We start from the raw sequence: 19,511 nt of genomic DNA on the forward strand, positions 1-19,511 counted from the left end.
AGGATAGCCTCGGCTCGGTGCCGGAGCGATGGGGCCCGTGCCCGAAGGAGGATTGGCGATGGCGGAGCTCGCCCTGGTCCGCATGCGAGCGGAGACGTTGATCGCTGCCCATCTCGGCAGCGGATGGTCGTTCGGCTTCGACGCGGCGAAGCGCCGCGCCGGTCTGTGCAACTACTCCGAGCGGCGCATCACCGTGTCCCGCTACCTCGCCGCGCGCTGGACGCTCGCCGAGATCGAGCAGGTGCTGCTGCACGAGGTCGCCCACGCGCTCGCGGGGCACCGGGCGGGGCACGGCCCGCGCTGGCTGGGGGTCGCCCGGCGCCTCGGTTACACGGGCGCCCGCGTCCACGACGGCGAGACCGCGCACGAGCTCGCACCCTGGGTGGGCACGTGTCCGCGCGGCCACCTGCACTACCGCTACAAGGCTCCGCAGGCGCCGCTCAGCTGCCGCCTCTGCGGGCGGGGCTTCGATCTCAGCCGCGTCATCACCTGGTCACGACGCGAGGTGACCACCGCGCAGCGGAAGGCCGCCATGCAGGCCGCGAGGGACTGACCCCCGGCGCCGGTCCGCGTCAGTCGGTGACGCGGACCTCCTTCCAGAAGGCGACGTAGCCCGAGAAGTCCTGACCCACGCGGTCGAAGGCGGTGGGCAGCGGCTGGGGGTAGCTCCACGCCCGGTCCTGCAGCAGGGAGTCGCCCGCCTTCACGCTGAAGTACTGGCACTCGCCCTTCCAGGGGCAGTAGTACGGAGTGCGGCTCTCTTCGAGGTGCTCGCCCTTCACGCTCTCCGGCGGGAAGTACCAGTTGCCCTCGATGCGGATGAGGTCCTCCTTGTCCGCCTCGGCGAGAACGATGTCGTCCAGCACAGCCTTCACGGGGTCTCCTTCGGTCGGTCCTTCTCGGCCCAACCGCGCAGCGGTGCCCGGGATTCCCACGGTCGGGAGGCCGTGCGAGACTGGCCGCCATGCGGGTGCTGCTGAAGTTGACCCTCGACTGCGAGCCCGAGGCCGCCTGGCGGGCGGTCCAGTCGCCGGCGGTGCTCCGCGAGGTGTACACGCCTCTGGTCAAGGTCGACTCGCTCGAGCCCGGCGGCTTCCCCAACCGCTGGGAGGAGGGCGCGCATCCGGTGCGGATGAAGGCGGCGGGCATCGTGCCGCTCGGCGACCAGGTGATCGCCCTCGAGTTCCCCGGGCGCCGGCACGAGGGCGTCCAGATGATGCGCGATCACGGCGGCGGCCTGACCGGCCTCTCGAGCCTGTTCACGGAGTGGGACCACCGCATCGCGATCTCCCGCCACCCGGACGACCCCGCCAAGACGCTGTACCGCGAGCAGCTGCGCTACTCGGCCGGGCCCTGGACCGCGGCGGCGTGGCCGGCGCTCTGGGGGCTGTGGCAGTTCCGGGCCGCGCGGCTCAAGCAGCTGGCCCCGACGTGGTCCTCGCGCCTCGGCGAGCCGGAATTCCCCGGCGACTGATACGGTTGCATCCATCGGCGCCCATCTGCGTGCGCCACGCGTCGATGGAACGCCCCTCTCTCCGCTGCCGTACCGGCCGCGTCGAGTGACACCTTCTGCCGGCGACCGGATGCGCCTCCCGGCGCACTCGCCACCGCGGCCTTCTGCCGCTTCCTGCCTGAAAGGCATGCATGACCTCCTCCTTCTCCTCGCTCGGCGTGCCCGCGCCCCTCGTCGCCGCTCTGGCCGAGCAGGGCGTCACCGAGCCCTTCCCCATCCAGGCCGACACCCTCCGCGACACCCTCGCGGGGCGCGACGTCCTCGGCCGCGGCAAGACCGGCAGCGGCAAGACGCTCGCCTTCTCCATCCCGCTCGTCGCCCGGCTCGCCGGTGCGCTTGCGGGCGGCCGCCGCCGTCCGGGCCGACCCACCGGGCTCGTGCTCGCTCCCACGCGTGAGCTCGCCACCCAGATCGCGGCCGTGATCGAGCCGCTCGCCCGGGCCTACAACCTGTCGGTGACCACGATCTTCGGCGGGGTCTCGCAGAGCCGTCAGGTCTCCGCGCTCAAGGCCGGCGCCGACATCGTCGTGGCCTGCCCGGGCCGCCTCGAGGACCTGATGAAGCAGCGCGTCCTCACCCTCGACGCGGTCGAGATCACCGTCATCGACGAGGCCGACCACATGGCGGACCTCGGCTTCCTCCCCGGCGTCACGCGGATCCTGTCCGCGACCCCGGCGGGCGGCCAGCGCCTGCTGTTCTCGGCGACCCTCGACAACGGGGTGGACAAGCTCGTGAACCGGTTCCTGTCGCAGCCCGTCCTGCACTCGGTGGACGAGGCCACCTCGCCGGTCGCCGCCATGACCCACCACGTGCTCGAGGTGGACGGCGCCGACGCCAAGCGCGACCTGGTGCGCACGCTGGCCTCGGGCAGCGAGCGCCGCGTGCTGTTCCTGCGCACCAAGCACGCCGCCAAGAAGCTCGCGAAGCAGCTGACCGAGTCCGGGATCCCGGCGGTGGACCTGCACGGGAACCTGTCCCAGGCAGCTCGCGACCGCAACCTCGCCGAGTTCGGCAAGGGCGACGTCAAGGTCCTCGTCGCGACCGACGTCGCCGCGCGCGGTGTCCACGTCGACGACGTCGACCTCGTCGTGCACGTCGACCCGCCCACCGAGCACAAGGCGTACCTGCACCGCTCCGGACGCACGGCGCGCGCCGGCAAGACCGGCAGTGTCGTCACGGTGGTCCTGCCGGAGCAGCGCCGCGACGTGAACGCGCTGCTCAAGAAGGCCGCGATCACGGCGGCCCCGGTTTCCGCGGCTGCCGCCGGGGACGTCATCACCGAGCTCGTCGGCGTCGTCGCGCCGCATGTGCGACCCGCGCCGAAGACGGCTGAGCAGGCCCCCGCCGGCCGCTCCACCGGAGCGAACGCCCAGCGCAAGCGCGCCCAGCGGACCGGCCAGAGCGCCGCCGCCCACGGCGAGCGCCGTGACGCGCGCCCGGGTCGCGCGGAGTCGAGCCGGCCGGGCCGGACCGAGGCCGGCCGTCCGACGACCGGCATGGTCGTCCGCTCCGGCGGCGGATCCCGCCGCCGCGGCCGCTAGGGCAGCCTGCCCACGGAGGCGAGGGCGGTCCGGAGCAGCGCTCCGCGGCCGCCCTCCATCTCCGCGGAGACCTCCGGGCTCGCGGCCTCCTCGGGCGTCATCCAGGTGATCTCGAGGGCGTCCTGGCGCGGGTCGCACGTGCCGGTCACCGGCACCACGTAGGCCAGCGCGACGGCGTGCTGCCGCTCGTCCCGGTACTGCCCGAAGGTCGGCGGCGGGAAGTACTCAGCGACCGAGAACGGGGCAGGGCTCGCCGGCAGCTGCGGGAACGCCATCGGGCCGAGATCCTTCTCCAGGTGACGGAATAGGGCGTCGCGCAGCGTCTCCCCGTACATCACGCGCCCGGACACGATGGTGCGGCTGATCTCCCCGCTCGGGTTGACTCGCAGCAGGATGCCGATCTGCGTCACCTGGCCGAGGCCGTCGACCCGCACGGGGACCGCCTCGACGTACAGCAGCGGGAGCCGTTGCCGGATTCTGGCCAACTCCTCGTCGCTCAGCCAGCCGGGATTCGGATCGGGCGTGCGGACGAAGCTCATTCCCCCATTCTTACCAGCCGCCTGTCCCCCATCCGGCCGCTCGGCCGGCCTGCTCCCGCTGCGCCCGGCCGGATGGGCCGCGGGCTCAGCGCCGGTCCGCAGGTTCCCGGTGCGAGGATCGGGGGATGGAAGAGCTCCCGGATCCCCGGCTCGACCCCGCCGCCGTGCTCTGGTCCTCCCGGATCGAGGAGCTCGCCGAGCGTCCCCTGCTCGTGCTGCTGCACGGCATCGGCGCCGACGAGGGCGACCTGTTCTCGATGTCGCCGCAGCTTCCGCTGCACCCCGTGATCGCCTCGCTCCGGGCTCCGACCCGGCACGGTCCCGGCTGGTCCTGGTACGACCTCGGCACCCCGGGCGACCCGAACAGCGAGGGGGTCGACGCCGCCGCGCGCGCTGTCCTCGCCTGGCTCGACGAGCTCCCGGTGCAGCCTCCGTCCGTGGGCGTCCTCGGCTTCTCCCAGGGGGCGGCGGTCGCCGCGCAGGCCCTCCGCCACGACCCCTCCCGCTTCTCGTACGCGGTGCTCCTGTCCGGCTACGTCACCTCCGGGACCGTGGAGGGCGACGAGGAGCTCGCCCGGCTGGCACCCCCGGTGTTCTGGGGCCGCGGGACCGAGGACTACGTGATCCCGCCCATCGCGATCGCCTACACGGCCGAGTGGCTGCCCCGGCACACCACGCTCGACGCCCGCATCTACGAGGGAGTCGGACACTCCGTGTCCCAGCAGGAGCTCGCCGACATAGTGGGCTTCCTGCGCGACCGCCAGCGCTGAGTCGGTGTCGGTGGCTCCGGGAACAATGGGATCATGACCGCCCCCGACGGGCGCACGCCGCTCGACCGCTTCTCCCCGGCGACCCGGGAGTGGTTCGACGGCGCCTTCCCCGCTCCGACCGACGCCCAGCTGGGCGCCTGGGAGGCGATCTCGAAGGGCGCCAACGCCCTCGTGGTCGCGCCGACGGGCTCGGGCAAGACGCTCGCGGCCTTCCTCTGGTCGATCGACCGCCTCGCCGCCGAGGGCGCGCCCGCGGCGGGCGCGCCGCGCACGCGCATCCTGTACCTCTCACCCCTGAAGGCCCTCGGGGTCGACGTCGAGCGCAACCTCCGCAGCCCGCTCGTCGGCATCACCCAGACCGCGAAGCGGCACGGTGCAGCGCCGCCGGACATCCGCGTGGGCGTCCGCTCCGGCGACACCCCCTCCTCGGACCGGCAGAAGCTGCTGCGCGATCCCCCCGACATCCTGATCACGACTCCCGAGTCGCTGTACCTGATGCTCACCTCCAACGCGCGCGAGACGCTCCGCGGAGTGGAGACGGTCATCGTCGACGAGGTGCACGCCGTCGCGGGGACGAAGCGCGGATCGCACCTCGCGCTGTCCCTCGAGCGCCTCGACGCCCTGCTCGAGCGGCCCGCGCAGCGCATCGGGCTCTCCGCCACCGTGCGTCCCCTGGACGAGGTCGCCCGCTTCCTCGGCGGGAGGAATCCGGTGATGATCGTGGCGCCGAGCGCGACCAAGCGGTTCGACCTCCGGGTCGTCGTGCCGGTGGAGGACATGAGCGACCTCGGCGCTCCGCCCGCGCCCGAGGGGGCGCAGAGCGGGCCGTCGAACGGCTCGATCTGGCCGCACGTCGAGGAGGCCATCGTGGACCTCGTCGCCGAGCAGCGATCGACCATCGTCTTCGCCAACTCCCGGCGGCTCGCGGAGCGGCTGACCGCCCGCCTCAACGAGGTCTGGTCCGAGCGGCTCGAGCTCGAGCTCGCCCCGGCCGGCCTCCCGGCCGCGCAGTACATGGCGCAGAGCGGATCCACCCGCGGAGCCGACACGGTGCTCGCGCGCGCCCACCACGGCTCCGTCAGCAAGGAGCAGCGGGCGACAATCGAGGACGACCTCAAGAGCGGGCGGCTCCGCTGCGTCGTCGCGACCTCCAGCCTCGAGCTCGGCATCGACATGGGCGCGGTCGACCTGGTGGTGCAGGTGGGCGCCCCGCCGTCGGTGGCGAGCGGTCTCCAGCGCCTCGGCCGCGCCGGCCACCAGGTCGGCGAGGTGTCTCGGGGCGTGGTGTACCCGACGCACCGGGCGGACCTCATCCACTCCGCGGTGGCGGCGGGGCGCATGGTCGCCGGGGAGATCGAGGCCCTGGCCGTGCCGGCGAACCCGCTCGACATCCTGGCCCAGCAGACGGTGGCGGCAGCCGCGATGGACGACCTCGACGTCGAGGAGTGGTTCGACCTCGTCCGCCGCAGCGCCCCGTTCACCTCGCTCCCCCGGTCCGCGTACGACGCCACGCTCGACCTCCTCGCCGGCCGCTACCCCTCGGACGAGTTCGCCGAGCTCCGGCCCCGCGTGGTGTGGGACCGCGATGCGGGGACGATCACCGGCCGCCCCGGCGCCCAGCGGCTCGCGGTCACCTCGGGCGGCACCATCCCCGACCGCGGCCTCTTCGGCGTGTTCATGGTGGGGGACGCCGGCTCGTCGTCACGGGTCGGCGAGCTCGACGAGGAGATGGTCTACGAGTCGAGGGTCGGCGACGTCTTCGCGCTCGGCGCCACCAGCTGGCGCATCCAGGAGATCACCCACGACCGGGTGCTCGTCACGCCCGCGTTCGGGGAGCCGGGGCGGGTCCCCTTCTGGAAGGGCGACGGCATCGGCCGCCCCGCGGAGCTGGGCCGGGCCATCGGCGCCTTCGTCCGGGAACTCGGCGGACTCGACGAGGAGGCCGGCGCCCAGCGCGTGCGGCCGCTCGGTCTCGACGAGCGGGCCACCGCCAACCTGCTCGCCTACCTGGCCGAGCAGCGCACGGCCACGGGCACCCTTCCGACGGACCGGACACTCGTCGTCGAGCGGTTCCACGACGAGCTCGGGGACTGGCGCGTCGTGCTGCATTCCCCGTACGGCATGCAGGTGCACGCGCCGTGGGCGCTCGCGGTGGGCGCGCGCGTGGAGGAGCGGTACGGCATCGACGGAAACACGATCGCGAGCGACGACGGCATCGTCGTCCGCATCCCCGACACCGACGCGGACCCGCCGGGCGCGGAGCTGTTCGTGTTCGATCCCGACGAGATCGAGGCGGTCGTCACAGCCGAGGTGGCGGGCTCGGCGCTGTTCGCCGCCCGCTTCCGGGAGTGCGCCGCTCGGGCCCTGCTGCTCCCCCGGTACAACCCGGCGCGACGGTCGCCGCTGTGGCAGCAGCGCCAGCGCGCGTCCCAGCTGCTCGACGTGGCGCGCAAGTACCCGTCCTTCCCGATCGTCCTCGAGACCATCCGGGAGGTGCTGCAGGACGTCTACGACCTGCCGGCCCTGAACTCCGTCAGCCGCGAGCTCGCCTCGCGGCGCATTCGGATGGTCGAGACGACGACGGAGGCGGCCTCGCCCTTCGCGAGCTCCATCCTCTTCGGGTACGTGGGCGCCTTCATGTACGAGGGGGACAGCCCGCTCGCCGAACGCCGCGCGGCCGCGCTCTCCCTGGACGCCTCCCTGCTGTCGGAGCTGCTCGGGCGCACCGAGCTGCGGGAGCTCCTCGACCCCGCCGTCATCGAGCGCACCGAGCGCGAGCTGCAGCGCCTCGTCGAGGACCGCAAGGCCCGGGACCTCGAGGGCGTCGCGGACCTGCTCCGCCTGCTCGGGCCGCTCACCGCCGAGGAGGTCGAGGCCCGCGTCCAGCCCGAGGGCGTCCCCCTCGCCCGCGGCTGGCTGGACGACCTGGTGTCCGCCCGCCGCGCGCTGCGGGTCACGTTCGCGGGCTCCGAGTGGTGGGCGGCGATCGAGGACGCCAGCCGCCTCAGGGACGCGCTCGGAGTCCCCCTCCCGATCGGCACGCCCACTGCGTTCGTCGAGCCGGTGGACGACCCGCTCGCGGACCTCGTCGGCCGGTACGCCCGCACCCACGGACCCTTCACGGCGTCCGCCGCAGCGGCCCGCCTCGGGCTGGGCGTCGCGGTCGTGACGGACACGCTGCGCCGGCTCGCGGCTCAGCGGCGCGTCGCGGACGGGGAGTTCCGCCCGGGCGGGCAGGGCACGGAGTGGTGCGACGTCGAGGTGCTCCGCCGCCTCCGGAGCCGCTCCCTCGCCGCGCTGCGCAAGGAGGTCGAGCCGGTCGACCACGCGACCTACGCCCGGTTCCTGCCCGGGTGGCAGCAGGTGGGCGGGAAGCTGCGCGGAGTGGACGGCGTCGCGACCGTCATCGACCAGCTGGCGGGCGTGCCGATCCCCGCGAGCGCCTGGGAGACCCTGATCCTGCCGGCGCGGGTGCGGGACTACTCCCCGGCGATGCTCGACGAGCTCACGGCGACGGGCGAGGTGCTCTGGAGCGGATCCGGCGCGCTTCCGGGCAACGACGGCTGGGTCAGCCTGCACCTGGCGGACACGGTCGCCGTCACGCTGCCGGATCAGACGGAGCCCGAGCTGAGCCCGCTGGAGCGCGAGATCCTCTCCGCCCTCGGCAGCGGCGGGGCCTACTTCTTCCGCCAGCTGTCCGACGCCGTCGGCAGCCTCGACGACGACGCGATGCGCACCGCGATCTGGAACCTCGTGTGGGCCGGCCTCGTGACGAACGACACCTTCGCGCCGCTGCGCGCTCTCGTCGGCTCCGGCGGGTCGGCCCACCGACAGCCGCGGCGCCCGACGCGACCACGGTCCTACCGGGGACGGGGGCTGCCGAGACCCGCTCTGCCGACCCGCACCGGGCCCCCCGTGGTGGGCGGCCGCTGGTCGATCGTCCCCCTCGCCGAGAGCGACCCGACGCTGCGCGCGGCGGCCGCTGCCGAGATCCTGCTCGACCGGCACGGCATCGTCACGCGCGGGGCGGTGGCCGCCGAGCGCGTGCCCGGCGGCTTCGCGCTGGTCTACAAGACGCTCAGCGCGTTCGAGGAGAGCGGGAAGGCCCGTCGCGGCTACTTCATCTCGTCCCTCGGCGCCGCCCAGTTCGCCACGTCCGGCGCTGTGGACCGCCTCCGCTCGTTCGCACGGGATCCCGGCGACGAGCGCACCGAGACGACCTGCGTCGCGCTCGCGGCCACCGATCCGGCGAACCCGTACGGCGCCGCGCTGCCGTGGCCGGCGCTCGAGGGACATCGCCCGGGCAGGAAGGCCGGCGGGCTGGTCGTCCTCCAGGACGGCGCCCTCGCCCTCTACCTCGAGCGCGGGGGCAAGACGATGCTCACCTTCACCCAGGATCCCGGATCGCTCACTCAGGCGACCGCCGCTCTCGCGGACCTGGTGCGCAGCGGAGCGGTGGACAGACTGACGATCGAGAAGGTCAACGGCGACTTCGTCGTCGGCACGGAGGCCGGCCGGGCGCTCGAGGCGGCCGGGTTCACCGCGACGCCGAGCGGATTGCGGCTGCGTGCCTGAGGGCGACACCGTCTATCAGGCCGCTCGCCGGCTGGATGCGGCGCTGCGCGGCAAGACGCTCATCCGCTCCGATGTGCGGGTGCCGCGCTTCGCGACCGTGGACCTCTCGGGACAGACGGTGCACGAGGTCGTCTCGCGCGGGAAGCACCTTCTGATGCGAGTGGGCGACACGACCATCCACTCCCACCTCAAGATGGAGGGCGTCTGGCAGGTCTACCCGCGCGGCGACCGCTGGCGCCGCCCCGCCCACGAGGCGCGGATCGTGCTGGAGACCGAGGACGTCCAGGCGGTCGGCTTCGCGCTGGGCGTCCTCGAGGTCCTGCCGACGGCGGAGGAGGACACCGCGGTAGGCCACCTCGGCCCTGACCTGCTCGGCCCCGACTGGGACCCCGCTGAGGCGGAGCGGCGGCTGCGCGCCCAGGCCGGCCGGCCGATCGGGATCGCGCTGCTGGATCAGCGCGTCATGGCGGGGCTCGGCAACGTGTACCGCAGCGAGATCTGCTTCCTGCGCGGCGTCCTCCCGACGCGGCCGGTGGAGGAGGTACCGGACCTCGCGGCCTGGGTGGACCTCAGCCGCCGCACCATGCTGTCCAATCGGGACCGCCCCCGGCGCGTGTTCACCGGGAGTCTCCGGCGCGGCGAGGGCTTCTGGGTGTACGGCCGGGAGGGGCTGCCCTGCCGCCGCTGCGGCACCCCGATCCGGCTCGCGGAACTCGGTGACCCGCTCGTCCCCGGGCGCGGCAGCACCGATCGGCAGGTCTACTGGTGCCCTCGGTGCCAGTCCTGAAGTCCCCTCGGCGAACTGTTCGGAAACGATTCGATAACGATCGCCTCGGCGTCGGTGGTGCCCGGTACTCTGCCTGCACCGGGGAGGAAGCACCCCCCTCGACGGCGCGACGAACGCAGGGAGCGAGCGCGGCATCGAGGGTCCTTCGCGGCTGAGGACGGGGTCGGCTGAGCCCCGAGATCACGGTCACCCGAATGGCCACTGCAGTACCCGAGGCACCCACCACGACGATCAACGCGACAGCGCCCACGACGACAACGGGCGAGCTCGCACTCCCGATCACGTCCGGCGACATGCTGGGCAGACTGACCCTGGCGTCGTCCGTCGCGCCCGCTCAGCACTCCCGGCACCATGCCGTCACGCACCGCCGGGAGACGTTCCGGCCGCCGCGACGCGACATCGTGCTCATGTGGGCCGCCACCGTCGCCCTGACGGTGACCGCCCTCGTGATCGCGATCGCGATCATCGCCGGCTGAGGCGCGAGCACCGCGTAGGCGGTCGGTCAGGCGCTGCGCGCCTGCCAGTCGGCGCACGCCTCCTCGAGCTGGGAGCAGCACTCCTGCACCTGCTGCCTGGAGCGTGAGACCAGGCGGCGCAGCCCCATCCCGCGCGCCGGCCGGTCGAGGCGGAGCCGCTCCGCGACGACGCGCTGCCGCTCGAGCGCGTCGGTCAGCGCCCTCTCCTCCGCCGCTCGGAGGGAGGGGAAGTACTCGGTGGTGACGAGCATGAGAACCTCCTGGTTTCGACGTCCTCAATCTGCTCCTGGCGCTTTCTCGACACCAGTGGCGTTCCTGCCATCCGACGTGCAAAGCGCGCCATGCCGCCACAGTGCCGGCACGGGCCGGCTAGGGACGAGCCGGGGCCCGGTCGATCCTCAGGTTCCACACGTTGCGGCCCCGCTCCCGCTCGCAGGCGGACGCGTCGACGACAGCGGTGGCGATGGCGAGGCCGCGACCCCCGACCGCGTCGGCGGCCGGCATGTCGGGGACCTCCGCCGGCACGGGAGCGCCGTCGTCCTCGATCCGCACGGCGACCGAGTCCGAGGCCACCACGACCTCCATCTCGAGGACCGTCGCCGAGCCCCCGTGGCGGACGACGTTCGACACCACTTCGCTGACCGCGAGGTCGAGGCGCGTCCGGTCCTCCTGCGGGACCGACGGATCCGCTCGCCAGGCATCCTGCAAACTCTCCGCGGCGAGCGCGAGGAGGTCGGCGGACACCGGAGCGGTGAAGCGCGAGCGATGGAGCTCAGGCATCGGCGAACGCGGACCCGCTGTCGGCGTACACCCGCAGCACCCGGTCCACCTTCGTCAGGCGCAGGACCATCACGACGGCGTCCGACGCACGGGCGAGGCGGAGATCGCCGCCCGCCTCCCGCGCCGTCTTGAGGGAGGCGATGATCGCCCCCAGACCCGACGAGTCGAGGAAGTCGACGCCCTGCAGATCCAGCACGATCCGCCGGTTCCCGGCCTGCACTCGCTCCGCGATGAGCGACCGCAGCGCGGGCGCGGCGACGAGGTTGAGGCGTCCCCGCGGCGCGATCTCGTGCGTTCCGCCGGGCAGCTTCTGCTCCGTGAACTCCACCTCAAGCCTCCTTCGAGGGCGGCCCGGTGTAACGGGCGGCCCGGAACACGATACTGAGCACGACCAGGTCGTAGACGACCCAGACGATGTTGACGAGGACACCGGTGCCGTCGGCGTCGCCCAGGGCGAAGCGGGTCAGCCCCACCACGAGGGCGATCACGAGGACCACGACCGCGGTCACCTGGGGCCAGACCAGCCGCCACGGCGGACGGGTGGCCTCCGTCCTGCTCTTCGGCGTGACGACGAACGCCAGCGGACGATGGAACAGGACGTTGGCCGCCGCCGACCAGCACGCGCGGATCCACACAGGGAACAGGGCGAGGGCGTACTGCTGGCCGCGCCAGCTCCGGGTGCCGCGGCTCGCGAGCACGAACATGAGCTGGTTGGCGAGGAAGTAGGGCAGGAAGCGGACGAAGAACTCGAAGCTCCAGGCCTCGACCGGGAGCACCCCGAAGCAGAGGTAGACCACCGGGGCGACCAGATAGACGATCGCGACGAAACCGGAGAGGTAGCTCCACATCGTGGCGAAGTACATGAGCCGCTGGCCCGCGGACAGGCCCTGCTTGAACAGGGGATTGTCCCGGAGCATCACCTGGAGGGTCCCCTGCGCCCAGCGCAGGCGCTGCTGGAGCATCGTCCCGAGGTCCTCCGGGGCGAGGCCGGTCGCGAGGACCTCGTGGTGGTACACGGACTTCCACCCCTGTGAGTGGAGCTGCATCGCGGTGGCCATGTCCTCGGTGACCGAGATCGTGGCGAGGGGGGCGAGCGCCTCGGCCTCCTCGGCCCGGATCACGTCGAGGGACTGCGCGAGGGACCGCACGGACGCGAGGGCGCCGAGCGGCGACAGGTCGGAGGAGGCGAGCCGGTCGAGCTCGGCGTCGTCGAGCGGCCTCTCCTCGAGGTCCGCTCCCCCGCCCAGGGAGACGAGGACGGCGTTGATCTGCTGCACGTCCGCGGCGACGAGCAGGCGCGACGCCGCCGACACGGCCTGCTGGAACCGCCAGGTCGCATCCGCGAGCGGTGCGCCGCCCTCGAGCGCCTGCTGCGCCTCGCGGACGCCGCGGGCGACGATCGAGAGGGCACGCCTCTCCGGCAGGTTGCGCGCCTGCCGTCGCGCCTTCCGGACGACCGCTGCGGCCGTCCTCAGCGTTCCACGGACCGACCGCTCGACCGCCTCGACGTACCCGGCGATGCCGAGCTGCATGAGGGCCTCCCGCCGCAGGACGGCGTTGGAGCCGCAGAAGAACGCGGCGTTCCAGCCGTCCTTGCCCTGCTGGATCGGACCGTAGAACAGGGGGGCCTGCGACCCGAGCACGTCGGCCGCATCGACGTTCCCGAAGTACTGCGGCGTCTGCACGAGCGCGACGCGCTCGTCCTCGAAGTGGCCGAGCGTGCGCGTCAGGATGTCGGGGTCCGGCACCTGGTCCGCGTCGAGGATGAGCAGGAACTCGCCGTCCGTCTGCACGAGCGCGTTGTTGAGGTTGCCCGCCTTCGCATGCCGGGGCCGGTCCTTCCAGTTCTCCGACCTGGTGATGTAGCCGACGCCCGCCTCGGCGGCCGCCTCCCGCATCTCGGGACGCGCACCGTCGTCCAGGATCCAGGTCCGGTGGGGATAGCGGATCTCCCGGGCGGCGACGGCCGTCGCGAGCACGAGCGGCACGGGCTCGTTGTAGGTCGTGATGAACACGTCCACGGTCGCATCCGCCGGCGGGTCGGGGATGCCCCGCTCCTTCATGCGCCACATCGTCAGCCCGAAGAAGAACGTGTCGATCAGGCTGTAGGTCTCGGCGACGACGAGCGGTACCGCGATCCACCACGCGTCCCAGTTCACGGACGCGAGCCACCGCCACGCGATGTAGTTGACGCCGAGCAGCAGCGACAGCAGGATCGCCACCCGCAGGAGGAGCCCGCGGATCATGCGATCCGCCGCACGATGACCACCGTCACGTCGTCCTCGACGCGACCCCACGGCACCTCGTGCCGGATGCGCCGGATCGCCTCGTCCACCGTCGGTGCCTCGCCGAGGATGCGCGCGCCGGCCTCGAGGGTCAGCCACGGACTGCCGAGGGCGTCCGACACCCCGTCTGAGCAGCACAGGAGGGCGTCGCCGACCTCCAGGTGCACATTCCCCTCCTGGAATGCACCGTCGGAGGGGACGCCCATCGGCGGATCGGGCGACCGCAGCGGCTCCATGCCGCCGTCCTGGCGGACCACGGCGGCGAGCCCGTGCCCGGCGTCGGCGTAGCGCACGGTCCCGTCGTCGGCGACGAGCGAGTGGAAGACCGTCACGAACGCGGACGCCTCCGCCAGGTCGTCGTCGAGGGCGTCGGCGGCGTGGGCCAGCGCGGCCGCGGGTCCGGTCAGCGGCGCGGTGCCGCGGAGCACGGCTCGCACGGTCGCGGCGAGGATCGCGGCGCCCAGGCCCTTCCCCATGACGTCGGCCAGCGACACCGCGACCCCGCCGGGGACGGGGTACCAGTCGTAGAGGTCGCCGCCGATCCGCCGGGCCGGCTCGCACAGGGCGCCGAACTCGAATCCGGGCAGATCGGGCGGCGCCTTCGGCAGGAGACCCCGCTGCACCTCCGCCGCCTGCTCGAGCTCGCTGTCGCGGACGAGCTCGGCCTGGACGAGGGCGGACAGGTCCCGCAGCAGGGCGGTCTCGGAGTCGCTCAGGGCCCGCGGTTCCGTGTCCATGATGCAGAACGTGCCGATCGGCTCCCCCGTCGGCGCCTCCAGCGGATGCCCGGCGTAGAAGCGCAGGTGCGGGTCGCCCTGGACGAACGGGTTCGCCTCGAACACCGGGTCCGCCGCCGCGTCGGGCACCACGAGCGGCGCGTTCCGGACCAGCGTCGCATCGCAGAAGGAGTCGTGCCGGGGAGCCTCCCGCTCGAGCGGCCCCTGCATCGACTTGCGCCACTGCCGATCCGAATCCACCAGGGTGAGGCTCACCATCGGCACCCGGAACAGCTGCTGGGCGAGGCGGGTCAGACGGTCGAACCGCTCGTCCGGCGGCGTGTCGAGGATCTCCAGCGCATGCAGCGCCTCCACCCGCCGGATCTCGTCCTCCCCAGCGCGAACCCCGACGTCCTCGATCGTCAACGCGTGCCTCTCCCGTACGCCGCTCCCGCGGTCAACGCCTATGGAACCTATCCGACGCGAGGCGCGGGAGAGTTCGGGCTTGCGCCGCGCCGGGGCCGGCCTCTAGAGATGCCCCCCGAAGAGGGCGCACCAGCCTCACGGCCCCGCACGTACGCTTGCAGGAAGCTCGGGGGAGCGACCGTGGGGGGAACGGGAATGACGACAGAAGTGCGCGCGCTGGACCGGCGCCCGGTTCCTTCCCTGCTCGCACTGTTCGTGCCCGCGGTGGCCGCCCTCGCCGTGGTGGTCGCGGTCGTTCCGGCCCCTGTGCTCGCCGCAATCGTGGCGCTGGCACTCGTCGTGGGCGCGGCGATCGCGGTGCTGAGCCCCAGGGCAGCCCCGCCCGCCTCCGCCCCGCCGGCGCCGCTCTCTCCGCTCTCGCGGACGCCGGCGTCACCGGGTCAGCGCGACAGCATCCACGCCATCAGGTAGCTCCGCGAGTTCGCGCCGTCGATCGACTCGGGCGCCAGGCTGTTCGCCTGCTCGATGAGCTCGCCGCGGTCCGCTCCGCCGAGCGCGGCGTACATCAGCAGGTAGTCGCCGAACTGGACGTCGATGCCCTCCGCCGAGGCCTCGGACACGTTGGCCGCGATGCGCTCGTCGTCGCCCGCCAGGTAGCCGGACACCGGGCTCATCGGGAGGAGCTGGATGCCGAGCTTCGCCGCGGGAGCAGGGCTGAACCAGGTGGCGTAGTCCCGCTTGCCGCCCCAGTTCAGCGCGACGATGCCGTGGTCGTAGCCCGGGAACGTCTCGAGGTCGGGCTCGACCCAGTACGCCATCGCGGTGGCCGCCTCGCTGGCGAGCATCCAGTCGGCCTCGCCCTTGAGCCTCTCGTTCCCGGTCGCCTCGGCCCAGAGCGCGAGCCCGTTCCACGCCGTCACGGCCTCGGAGGTCGACTCCTGGTTGTTGCCGTCGGCGAAGGGGGAGAAGCCGGAGGCCCAGGAGTGTCCCGAGTACTCGTCGAAGTTGCGCCGCTGCGGGAACAGGGACGACTCGCCCTCCATCGCGACGTCGGCCGCGAGCAGGTCGATGACCGGCTGGAGGTCGGCCGTCACCGAGGGGTCCGCCTCCGCCGCGACCGCCGCCGCGTAGAGGAAGTAGCCGTAGTGGAAGTGGTGGTCGTTGAACTCGTCGGAGCCGAACGATGCCGTCTGCCCGACGATGCCGCGCAGCGTGTGGTCGTAGGTGAAGCAGAACGCGTCGCGAGCCGCGCACCCGTCGACCTCGGTCCACATGCGCAGCTGGTCGGCCAGTCGCGCGGTGAGCGACGCGTGGACGTCGTCGAGGCCGAGACTGTCGGCGAGCTGCACCAGGTTCGCGAGGCGGTACAGCCACTTGCCGCCGAAGTAGGTGTCGCCCGGAGGGGGCGGCTCCTCCGCGGCATCCAGCCGCAGCCGCTCCTCGAGCGCTGCGCGGTCCTCGCCCGACAGGGACGCGAGGTCGAGCCGGCCCGATGCGGGCAGGGCGTCGAGCGCGAAGGCGAGGCTCGTGCCCGCGCAGAGCGCGAGCGGGCCGTAGATGCTCGGGTAGGTCCCCTCGCCGCACTGCGCCCCGGCCGACTGCTGATGCGGGAGCGCCGCGAGGTAGGTGGGCTCCCCGTCCACCGTCCGATAGGAGAGGACCGTCTCGATGCGGTCGCCCTCGGCGCGGTACGAGACGGACGACCCGGTGACGGCAGCCTCCCCGCCCTGGGCGAGCTCGGCCAGATCCGGGCCCTCCTCGGGCACGGCGAAGAAGGCGGCCCGCGCACCCTCGGGCAGCTGGAGGCGCCGGCCGTCGTCGGACAGCGTCGCGTCCGCGGCGACCAGCCCGTACTCCTCGCCCGCGACAGTGGCGCTCCAGACGCCGTCGGACGCCGGCTCGAACGCCTCCGTGAGCTCGGCATCCAGCGCGGCCGTGGCCATCAGGGCGACGTACGGCCACCCGCGGGCGACCGTGACGTCCGCCAGCTGGTTCCCGCTCGCGTCGGCGAAGGCGAGCGTCGCGGTGAGGTCGTCGTAGGCGGAGACCTCGAAGCCGGCGGCGCCGAGGTCGACCGCGACCCGGGGCTGGAAGGGCCCCGCGATCACGTCGGCCGTGCTGGTGACCTCGGGAAGGCCGAACGCCGGACCCGACTCGGTGGCCGCGAAGGCCAGGGGGAGCGGGAAGACCGGCTGCGGAGTGTCCCCGAACACGAGGCCGCTGAACCAGGTGTTGGTCGGCGGAACGAGCCCTGCCGCGAGTCGCGCGGCCGAGTTCTCCGTGCCGGGAGCCGCGGGCAGGGCGTCGACGAGCTCGGTGAGCCGGGCCTCGGGGAACAGCGGATCCCCATCGGTCACCGCGCTGCTCGAGCTCGTGCACGCGGTGAGCGCGAGCCCCGCGACGGCCGTGACCGCGAGGGCGGCGAGCCGCCGGGACGCGCCGCGGATCACAGGCCGATCTTCCGGGCGAAGGCGAACACCTGGTCGGTGACGCCCGCGAGGGGTCCGTCGTCCCGGAGGTGCAGGGTCGCGTCCACCGGCGTGCCGGCCCTCACGAGGTTGTCGAGGTCTCCCTCGATCAGCCCGTCACTCGTCACGAGCAGCTCGGCCTCCGCGACGCCGTCCACGGTCGAGACGGACACCTGGGATACCTCTCCCGCGATCCGCGCCCGGTTGGGAAGCACGAGATCGACCGTCGCGCCCTGCTCGACGCGAGAGTAGTCGGTCGGCGAGAGCGCGAAGGTGGCGCTGACGTACAGGGAGTCGGACCTGTGGATGGTCGCGAGGATCGCACCCGGCTGCACGAAGGCGCCGTCGTGCGCATCCATGTCCGCCACCGTGCCGTCGACGGCGGAGGTGAACGTGGTCACCCCGTCCTCGCTGACCGAGTAGCCGACGGTGGACGGGCTCAGCAGGCCCTCGCCGAGGTCCTGCAGCAGGGTGAGACTCCGGACGCTGACCAGAGGGTCACCGGCGCGGACCACGTCGCCCTGCTGGACGAAGGTCTGCACGACGCTTCCGCCGTAGTCGGTGCCCACCGGGTACTCCTGGGCGGCGATCGCCGCCGTGGTGCTCGTGGCCGCGTGATGGCGCTGGTTGAACAGCACCGTCAGCGCCGCGACGAGCGCGACGACGCCCACCAGCCCGCCGAACAGCTTCAGTCGATTTCTCCAGGTCATGCTGCACCTCTCTGTTCCTCGGCGACCCGGGCGAGCACGCCCACCGGCCGCCGGATCATCCGCGTACCCCCGCTCCGCGCCCGCCGGGCGCTCCGGCTCGCGGAGGGCCGCAGCTGCCGGGCCTCCCGAGCCGCTCCCAGGACGAAGAAGCCGAGGATCATCGTGTTGGTCACGTTCCATGCCATGGCGAGGCTGGGGACGCCGTTGTCGAGATCCCGCCACACCGCGACACCGGAGGTGAGCAGGAGGAAGGCGAAGAAGAGCACCTGCGGGATCATGAAGTTGAACGGGGAGCTGACGCGCGAGCGATCGCCGGTCGCGCTCCACTTCTGCTCGCGTCCGCTGATCACGTTGATCAGAGCTCGGACGTAGATCGGGAACGAGACCGTCGCCAGCATCAGCGTCTGCCAGCGGAACGAGCCGAGCGTGTAGAACGCGAGCGCGATCTGCAGCACGTAGAACCCCGCGTAGTAGAGGATCCACGTGTACCAGGTGATCGTGAGGTCCATCGGCCGCAGGTCGAGGTAGATCTCGAGCGGCGGGACGAGCAGGAGGATCAGCGGGCAGATCCCGGTGAGGTAGTGCGTGGCCGTCACGAGGTACTGGAGTCGCTGGTCGACCGTGAGCCGGCGCTTCCGCGAGAGCGGATTGTGCGACAGGAGGATCTCGAACCCGCCCGTCGCCCACCGGAGCTGCTGCTTCGTGTAGGCCTCGACGGTGTCCGGGGCCTCCCCGACCGCGAGCGTCATCGGCAGGAAGACGGACTTCCAGCCCTTCTCGTGCAGCAGGAGCGAGGTCCACACGTCCTCGGACTTGGAGTCGGTGAACATGCCGCCGACCTCGTCGACGGCGGCGCGCCGGAAGACCACGTTGGTGCCGACGCAGAACGCGGCGTTGAAGCGGTTCCGGCCGGGCTGGATGAACCGGTAGAACACCGACTGCATGTAGCCGGCGCCCTTCGAGATCAGGTTGTGCAGGTTGCCGTAGGTCTGCGGGGTCTGCACGAACGCGACGTCCGGGTTCACGAAGAACGGCACGGTCTCGACGAGGAAGTTCTCCGAGGGCACGAAGTCGGCGTCGAGGACGACGAACAGCTCACCGTTCGTCAGGGCGAGCGCGTGGTTGATGTTGCCGGCCTTCGCCCCGTTGCCGCTCAAGCGGCGCACGTAGCGCGCGCCGTGCTCGGCGGCCAGGTCGCGGACCTCGTCGGAGCGCCCGTCATCGAGCACCCAGGTCACGTGCCGGCCGGCCATCGCCACGGCGGCCCGGACCGTCTCTCGGATCACCGCGACGTCCTCGCCGTACGTGGTGATGAACACGTCCACCGTGATCTCGCGGCCCTCGAGCATCAGAGGCCACCGCGAGCGGCGCCGCTGCGCCCGCGGGCCGAGGTCCTCAGGGGAGCTCAGGAGTCGCTCCCTCGCGCTGAAGTACGCGAAGTCGCGGGCGTCGTGGCCACCGGAGAGGATCGTCCACATCGACAGCAGCGCCTGGAAGATGAGGATCGCCTCGGCCGTGAGGACCATCACGTAGGGGACCAGGTCCCCGCGGTTGGCCGGGTTCAGGAGGAACGCCGCGTAGGCGAGGATCCCGATGGTCGCCACGAGGACGAGGAGGACGAGCGTCGGCGATTGCGCCGTGACGTGGTCGTTCCGTCCTGCGCGTGGCGGCGGGGCCGCCGGTTCGTCCTCTGCCGCTCGGGTGCGGACGTCGATTGTGGACACTTCGGGTCTCCTCGGTCGATCTGGCCGGGGAGAGAGAAGGGACCCTCGTCGCCGGCGGGTCGGCGACGATGGCGGGGTCGTCACCCACGGGCGGGCGACGGCCGAGCGAGGCTAAGGGTCCTCGCGGCGACTCGGGTCACACTACGGGGCTCGTGGGGGCGCTGTCACCCCGTGACGTTCGGATGTTCATCTGCTATTCGC

18 protein-coding genes are annotated in these 19,511 nt (G+C 72.6%); 8 read left to right on the forward strand and 10 right to left on the reverse strand.

Annotated features, from left to right (window positions below):
• Nucleotides 1-58: 58 nt before the first annotated feature.
• Nucleotides 59-553 carry a SprT-like domain-containing protein gene (locus J3P30_RS04895; protein ID WP_210479840.1) on the forward strand — a complete coding sequence of 165 codons (495 nt, stop codon included), beginning with the start codon at nucleotides 59-61 and terminating at the stop codon, nucleotides 551-553.
• A gap of 19 nt (nucleotides 554-572) precedes the next feature.
• Here J3P30_RS04895 and J3P30_RS04900 read toward each other — a convergent pair whose 3' ends face one another.
• Nucleotides 573-875, reverse strand: coding sequence for a DUF427 domain-containing protein (locus J3P30_RS04900; RefSeq protein WP_210479841.1), 303 nt, complete (start codon nucleotides 873-875; stop codon nucleotides 573-575).
• An 89-nt stretch (nucleotides 876-964) separates the two neighbouring features.
• Between J3P30_RS04900 and J3P30_RS04905 the strand changes: the two genes are divergently transcribed.
• Together J3P30_RS04905 and J3P30_RS04910 are read left to right on the forward strand one after the other, a co-directional pair.
• Nucleotides 965-1,474, forward strand: a complete 510-nt coding sequence (locus tag J3P30_RS04905; protein ID WP_210479842.1) for a hypothetical protein — start codon at nucleotides 965-967, stop codon at nucleotides 1,472-1,474.
• A 170-nt stretch (nucleotides 1,475-1,644) separates the two neighbouring features.
• Nucleotides 1,645-3,054, forward strand: coding sequence for a DEAD/DEAH box helicase (locus J3P30_RS04910; protein ID WP_210479843.1), 1,410 nt, complete (start codon nucleotides 1,645-1,647; stop codon nucleotides 3,052-3,054).
• Here the strand turns inward: J3P30_RS04910 and J3P30_RS04915 are convergent.
• Nucleotides 3,051-3,593 (reverse strand): NUDIX hydrolase family protein, encoded by a 543-nt coding sequence (locus J3P30_RS04915; protein ID WP_210479844.1) that lies wholly within the window; start codon nucleotides 3,591-3,593, stop codon nucleotides 3,051-3,053. The two genes, J3P30_RS04910 and J3P30_RS04915, sit on opposite strands and share 4 nt — an antisense overlap.
• Nucleotides 3,594-3,718: 125 nt before the next feature.
• Here J3P30_RS04915 and J3P30_RS04920 point away from each other — a divergent pair, with 125 nt between their 5' ends.
• The 4 genes from J3P30_RS04920 to J3P30_RS04935 all read left to right on the forward strand — a co-directional run bounded on the left by J3P30_RS04920 (nucleotide 3,719) and on the right by J3P30_RS04935 (nucleotide 10,201).
• A complete protein-coding gene (locus J3P30_RS04920) occupies nucleotides 3,719-4,363 on the forward strand; it encodes an alpha/beta hydrolase (protein WP_210479845.1) in 645 nt (214 codons plus the stop codon).
• A 33-nt stretch (nucleotides 4,364-4,396) separates the two neighbouring features.
• Complete coding sequence (locus J3P30_RS04925) at nucleotides 4,397-8,938, forward strand: ATP-dependent helicase (protein ID WP_210479846.1); 4,542 nt, start codon at nucleotides 4,397-4,399, stop codon at nucleotides 8,936-8,938.
• Nucleotides 8,931-9,725, forward strand: coding sequence for an Fpg/Nei family DNA glycosylase (locus J3P30_RS04930; protein ID WP_210479847.1), 795 nt, complete (start codon nucleotides 8,931-8,933; stop codon nucleotides 9,723-9,725). The genes J3P30_RS04925 and J3P30_RS04930 overlap by 8 nt, the downstream gene beginning before the upstream one ends.
• A gap of 194 nt (nucleotides 9,726-9,919) precedes the next feature.
• Nucleotides 9,920-10,201 (forward strand): hypothetical protein, encoded by a 282-nt coding sequence (locus J3P30_RS04935; protein WP_210479848.1) that lies wholly within the window; start codon nucleotides 9,920-9,922, stop codon nucleotides 10,199-10,201.
• Between the two features lie 26 nt (nucleotides 10,202-10,227).
• Here J3P30_RS04935 and J3P30_RS04940 read toward each other — a convergent pair whose 3' ends face one another.
• From J3P30_RS04940 to J3P30_RS04960, 5 genes are all read right to left on the reverse strand, one after another.
• Nucleotides 10,228-10,452 carry a hypothetical protein gene (locus tag J3P30_RS04940; RefSeq protein WP_210479849.1) on the reverse strand — a complete coding sequence of 75 codons (225 nt, stop codon included), beginning with the start codon at nucleotides 10,450-10,452 and terminating at the stop codon, nucleotides 10,228-10,230.
• 118 nt (nucleotides 10,453-10,570) lie between these two features.
• Nucleotides 10,571-10,981 carry an ATP-binding protein gene (locus J3P30_RS04945; RefSeq protein WP_210479850.1) on the reverse strand — a complete coding sequence of 137 codons (411 nt, stop codon included), beginning with the start codon at nucleotides 10,979-10,981 and terminating at the stop codon, nucleotides 10,571-10,573.
• Nucleotides 10,974-11,309 (reverse strand): STAS domain-containing protein, encoded by a 336-nt coding sequence (locus J3P30_RS04950; protein ID WP_210479851.1) that lies wholly within the window; start codon nucleotides 11,307-11,309, stop codon nucleotides 10,974-10,976. Before J3P30_RS04950 ends, J3P30_RS04945 begins: the two co-directional genes overlap by 8 nt.
• Nucleotide 11,310: 1 nt before the next feature.
• Nucleotides 11,311-13,227, reverse strand: a complete 1,917-nt coding sequence (locus J3P30_RS04955; protein ID WP_210479852.1) for a glycosyltransferase family 2 protein — start codon at nucleotides 13,225-13,227, stop codon at nucleotides 11,311-11,313.
• Nucleotides 13,224-14,408, reverse strand: coding sequence for a PP2C family protein-serine/threonine phosphatase (locus J3P30_RS04960; RefSeq protein ID WP_210479853.1), 1,185 nt, complete (start codon nucleotides 14,406-14,408; stop codon nucleotides 13,224-13,226). The genes J3P30_RS04955 and J3P30_RS04960 overlap by 4 nt, the downstream gene beginning before the upstream one ends.
• A 195-nt stretch (nucleotides 14,409-14,603) precedes the next feature.
• Here J3P30_RS04960 and J3P30_RS04965 point away from each other — a divergent pair, with 195 nt between their 5' ends.
• Nucleotides 14,604-14,879, forward strand: a complete 276-nt coding sequence (locus J3P30_RS04965) for a hypothetical protein (protein ID WP_210479854.1) — start codon at nucleotides 14,604-14,606, stop codon at nucleotides 14,877-14,879.
• Here the strand turns inward: J3P30_RS04965 and J3P30_RS04970 are convergent.
• Genes J3P30_RS04970 through J3P30_RS04980 form a run of 3 tightly spaced genes read right to left on the reverse strand, consistent with a single transcriptional unit; the run spans nucleotide 14,849 to nucleotide 19,310 of the window.
• Entirely contained in the window at nucleotides 14,849-16,858 is a 2,010-nt protein-coding gene (locus J3P30_RS04970; protein WP_210479855.1) for a glycosyl hydrolase, read from the reverse strand. The two genes, J3P30_RS04965 and J3P30_RS04970, sit on opposite strands and share 31 nt — an antisense overlap.
• Nucleotides 16,855-17,586: an HlyD family efflux transporter periplasmic adaptor subunit gene (locus J3P30_RS04975; protein WP_210479856.1), complete on the reverse strand. Its 732-nt coding sequence runs from the start codon at nucleotides 17,584-17,586 to the stop codon at nucleotides 16,855-16,857. The genes J3P30_RS04970 and J3P30_RS04975 overlap by 4 nt, the downstream gene beginning before the upstream one ends.
• A complete protein-coding gene (locus J3P30_RS04980) occupies nucleotides 17,583-19,310 on the reverse strand; it encodes a glycosyltransferase family 2 protein (RefSeq protein ID WP_210479857.1) in 1,728 nt (575 codons plus the stop codon). Before J3P30_RS04980 ends, J3P30_RS04975 begins: the two co-directional genes overlap by 4 nt.
• Nucleotides 19,311-19,511: the final 201 nt, after the last annotated feature.

Source organism: Naasia sp. SYSU D00948, from assembly GCF_017916515.1.
Taxonomy (GTDB): Bacteria; Actinomycetota; Actinomycetes; order Actinomycetales; family Microbacteriaceae; genus Naasia.

What these genes read in the sequence shown, in the direction of transcription:
- J3P30_RS04945 (WP_210479850.1), bottom strand. Translation starts at nt 10,981, where the DNA reads ATGCCTGAGCTCCATCGCTCGCGCTTCACCGCTCCGGTGTCCGCCGAC.
- J3P30_RS04955 (WP_210479852.1), bottom strand. Translation starts at nt 13,227, where the DNA reads ATGATCCGCGGGCTCCTCCTGCGGGTGGCGATCCTGCTGTCGCTGCTG.
- J3P30_RS04925 (WP_210479846.1), top strand. Translation starts at nt 4,397, where the DNA reads ATGACCGCCCCCGACGGGCGCACGCCGCTCGACCGCTTCTCCCCGGCG.
- J3P30_RS04975 (WP_210479856.1), bottom strand. Translation starts at nt 17,586, where the DNA reads ATGACCTGGAGAAATCGACTGAAGCTGTTCGGCGGGCTGGTGGGCGTC.
- J3P30_RS04920 (WP_210479845.1), top strand. Translation starts at nt 3,719, where the DNA reads ATGGAAGAGCTCCCGGATCCCCGGCTCGACCCCGCCGCCGTGCTCTGG.
- J3P30_RS04965 (WP_210479854.1), top strand. Translation starts at nt 14,604, where the DNA reads ATGACGACAGAAGTGCGCGCGCTGGACCGGCGCCCGGTTCCTTCCCTG.
- J3P30_RS04895 (WP_210479840.1), top strand. Translation starts at nt 59, where the DNA reads ATGGCGGAGCTCGCCCTGGTCCGCATGCGAGCGGAGACGTTGATCGCT.
- J3P30_RS04940 (WP_210479849.1), bottom strand. Translation starts at nt 10,452, where the DNA reads ATGCTCGTCACCACCGAGTACTTCCCCTCCCTCCGAGCGGCGGAGGAG.
- J3P30_RS04935 (WP_210479848.1), top strand. Translation starts at nt 9,920, where the DNA reads ATGGCCACTGCAGTACCCGAGGCACCCACCACGACGATCAACGCGACA.
- J3P30_RS04915 (WP_210479844.1), bottom strand. Translation starts at nt 3,593, where the DNA reads ATGAGCTTCGTCCGCACGCCCGATCCGAATCCCGGCTGGCTGAGCGAC.
- J3P30_RS04910 (WP_210479843.1), top strand. Translation starts at nt 1,645, where the DNA reads ATGACCTCCTCCTTCTCCTCGCTCGGCGTGCCCGCGCCCCTCGTCGCC.
- J3P30_RS04905 (WP_210479842.1), top strand. Translation starts at nt 965, where the DNA reads ATGCGGGTGCTGCTGAAGTTGACCCTCGACTGCGAGCCCGAGGCCGCC.